4 protein-coding genes are annotated in these 3,428 nt (G+C 35.3%); all 4 read right to left on the bottom strand.

All coding sequences use genetic code 11. The features are described from left to right. Nucleotides 1-35: 35 nt before the first annotated feature. Entirely contained in the window at nt 36-224 is a 189-nt protein-coding gene (locus FTT72_RS15985; RefSeq protein WP_180178686.1) for a hypothetical protein, read from the bottom strand. Nucleotide 225: 1 nt separating this feature from the next. Then, nucleotides 226-459, bottom strand: a complete 234-nt coding sequence (locus FTT72_RS15980; protein ID WP_180178685.1) for a hypothetical protein — start codon at nt 457-459, stop codon at nt 226-228. Continuing rightward, a complete protein-coding gene (repM, locus tag FTT72_RS15975; protein WP_180178684.1) occupies nt 452-1,414 on the bottom strand; it encodes a replication initiation protein RepM in 963 nt (320 codons plus the stop codon). Before repM ends, FTT72_RS15980 begins: the two co-directional genes overlap by 8 nt. 533 nt (nt 1,415-1,947) lie before the next feature. Then, nucleotides 1,948-3,186 carry a MobV family relaxase gene (gene mobV, locus FTT72_RS15970; protein WP_180178683.1) on the bottom strand — a complete coding sequence of 413 codons (1,239 nt, stop codon included), beginning with the start codon at nt 3,184-3,186 and terminating at the stop codon, nt 1,948-1,950. Nucleotides 3,187-3,428: the final 242 nt, after the last annotated feature.

Below are 3,428 nucleotides of genomic sequence, written 5' to 3'. Positions count from 1 at the left end.
CAAGGGGAATCCTCCCCTGGACCCCTGACAACTTTTCAAGTTGTATAAAGCGCTTTCTTTATTCGCCGGATTCTATTTTCTAATCCGATGATGCTTTTTTGAAGTCGGTCGCTATATGCTTTTTTTTGAAGATCAGAAAATTCTTTAAGCTCTGTTTCTAGCTGCTCAATTTTTTGTTGAAGCAGCATTTCTTTTTCAAATTTGGTTATTTCTTTTTCAGTCATTTTAATCTGAGATTGTTTTCAGAAGACTGATAGCAGAGTTTACTTTGCTTTCAATATCTTCGAGTACGCTTTTGTGCTCACTAAAATCATCAAAATGCTTGATATCAACGTCAATAATAGAATGCAAATAGCCGATTAGAATTTTTGCTTTTGTGCCATTGCTTTGTTTGAGTATAACGTCATTAAACTTTTCGACTTCTCGATCTATGTCAAAATTATCTAATATTTCATTCATTGTTAAATCCTGCTTTTTCTAAAATCGGGTAAAGCTCTATGAATTTTTCAGGCTGTAAAAGCATGTCAGCAATACGAATAGCAAATTGCTGATAGCTTTCTGTACCTTGAGAGTATTTCCCCATCTCAGGCATTTCAGACATTTTATTAGCGAATAAATGACGTTGTGCATCTGTCATTTTTATAAAAAAATCGGGCGTATTTGGATCTCGTTTTGGATTTACTGTTTTTTCGATTTTGGCTTGTTGCTTCTGTTTAAATCTGAATGAAAAGCCTGTAATTGTACGTCCCTTTTTATGCTGTTCATAAGTAACTGTAATGTCAGTATGTTCATTGATCTGCTTGATTGCTGGTTCTAATACACGCAACTTAAAGTTAGAAATAATCTTATATTCAGATTCAAGAATCCCTATTTGGTTTCTAAATTCATCAATAGTAATAATCGGAGTCTTACCAGTACTACGCCACGCTATGAGAATCTCATATAAGCGTGTTGAGTATTTACTTTGAAGTTGTGCAACTTGTTCAAGCTCATAGCTTGTGAAATGTTCTTCAAGTCTAGTGATCAGTGGGACAACATCTGGAGCAAATATGATTTTGACTGTTGCTTCATTTTTTGTGTAGCCGATTTTTGACACCCACCTGCTTGTGTAGTGTGTCAAATTCCCATTTTCATTCATCTCTTCATAACTAAATTGTCGTGCAAATAAGTTTTTGCATGCTTCTTTCAAGCTCATATAAGCACTATGTTTTTCAACATTAAATGTTTGTATGTATGTACTTGCATGTATTGTCAAAGGGTCATTTGCATTGATTCCTCTTCCATTTTCTCTAGCTTCAATAATTGCAAGCAGAACTAATCGTTGTTCTACAAGCTCCAAGTTGTAGCTAGCGTTAATTAAGGCATTGTCTTTTACAATGAGCATATTTTCTTCCTGTTTTTTTGAGTGGCTCATAAACAAAAATCTCCTTTCGACAACGATAATATACACTAATAAAAGTGCATGTAAATATACAGTAATAAATATGTATAGATAAGGTCGATAGATGTATAGATATGGGTCGATAGATGTATAGATATGGGTCGATAGATGTATAGATATGGGTCGATAGATGTATAGATATGGAGCGTGAAAGCCTTGCTAGGCTTGTGTTTCAGAGGGCCTAAAAGCATTTAAAAGCATTTAAAAACATTAAAAGCCCAAAAAAGGCAAAATCAAAGGCGATAATGCATTCGCTATGCTCATGCTTTTTTAAGAGCAAAAGCATCAATACTTCGCTCGTAGACACTCGCTAACAAGTCTCTCCAGAAGCAAAAAAGAGCAAAAGCAGTTTTTCAGAGGGGGAATAGGCGAATTTTCATTGTGTCGCTCGTAGACACTCGCTAAATGCTCATCATTTGCGTTCTAAGAGCATTTTTTTATTTCAATTATACTTTTATGCAGAAAAGACCAAATGTGCCTTAAGCGTAAAATAGAGCGATTTAGAGCTATATTTCCAAATCATTTGAACTATCAACATCAATTTTCATCTCAAAAGTATCCTTTTTTTCATATTTTGATGTGTTTTTATCTCTATTTCTGTACTCAAAACTATGTAGTGCATAGTTTTTATCTTCAATTAATCGTCTTTTTAATTCATTTACTTTCTGTTTTCTCTCGAAATCATCGTGAGTGAATTGAATAATATGAGTAAGCAAAAAATTAAAACTCTCAGATTGTTCAGAGTTCATTGAATACAATCTTTCAGACCAACTTTTCTCAAATTCACGTTTATTTTTTTCTATTTTTTCAGCTTCTTGCCTTCTGTTGTATGCAGTTTCATACTGTTGAATTTGATCATCCATGTTGCTTTTTAGAATATTTAATTGATCATCAAAAACTTTCAATGTCTTGGGGTTATATCCCTTGATCGCATCGAGATACGGCTTGGCTTTTTCTTGTATTTTTTTAAGCTCTTTTTGCGCTTCATTTGCTATTTTGCGTGATGATTTAGTTTGTGCAGCTTGAACTCTATATTCCTCGTATAAGGGTTTCATCTGTTCAAAAACTGAGTCGAATACATGCTTTGCGACTCGTTGACCATATTTTTCTTTTGACTCAAAAAAGTCGGGCGCAGGTAAGTCTGGTGAAGAAAGATTTAGATCATGCGTTTTATCGTATTCATTGACTTGATCATAATATTCTTTGATTGATGTATGTTTCGCTTTGCTTCCTTCAATGCCTCTTTCTAGCCCCAGGTGTTTTACTTCAACTGCAAAATCAGTCTGCATTTTTGAGAGAGTTAAACGAGATCCACCAATAAATTTTTTGGCATTTAACCGACCGCTTTCCTCATCAACTGGAACAATATACGCAACTAGATGCGGAGTCGTTTCATCTCGATGAATCGTAGTGCTGATAACGTTTTTTTTGCCGTATTTATTTTCTAACCATTTTTTCGATTTTTCAAAAAATTCAGTTTCTTTTTCTGTGCCCCAGCCGTCCCATTCTGGTGATGCTGTCACCAAATGTTCAATACATAGAACCGCATCTTTTCTTCGCTTCTCAGGGATTCGGTCCTTGATTGCAGACATACATTTTTCGTTTGTATCTAAGTCATGATCATTCAAATGAGTACGATCAGAGTCAGCATTCAGCGTTTCTCGATTGCGATAATTATGAGAAAGACTTCCGCCGATGTCGGCAAAAGTCTTCAATTTCTGAAGGCGCAAAATAGCAAATGACATTGAGAGATCCAACACCGCAAAACATACACGATAGCAAAAGGTTTTGAGCTTTGCGATAGCGAAAGTGGACTCACTCCACTTTCAAAACGCCTTTGGGCTTTTGAAAGTTCATGAGCAAGGGGAATCCTCCCCTGGACCCCTGACAACTTTTCAAGTTGTATAAAGCGCTTTCTTTATTCGCCGGATTCTATTTTCTAATCCGATGATGCTTTTTTGAAGTCGGTCGCTATATGCTTTTTTTT

The organism is Acinetobacter sp. YH01005, from assembly GCF_013420465.1.
In the GTDB taxonomy this organism is placed as follows: Bacteria; Pseudomonadota; Gammaproteobacteria; order Pseudomonadales; family Moraxellaceae; genus Acinetobacter; species Acinetobacter amyesii.
This window is presented reverse-complemented; position numbering and strand designations above follow the sequence as displayed.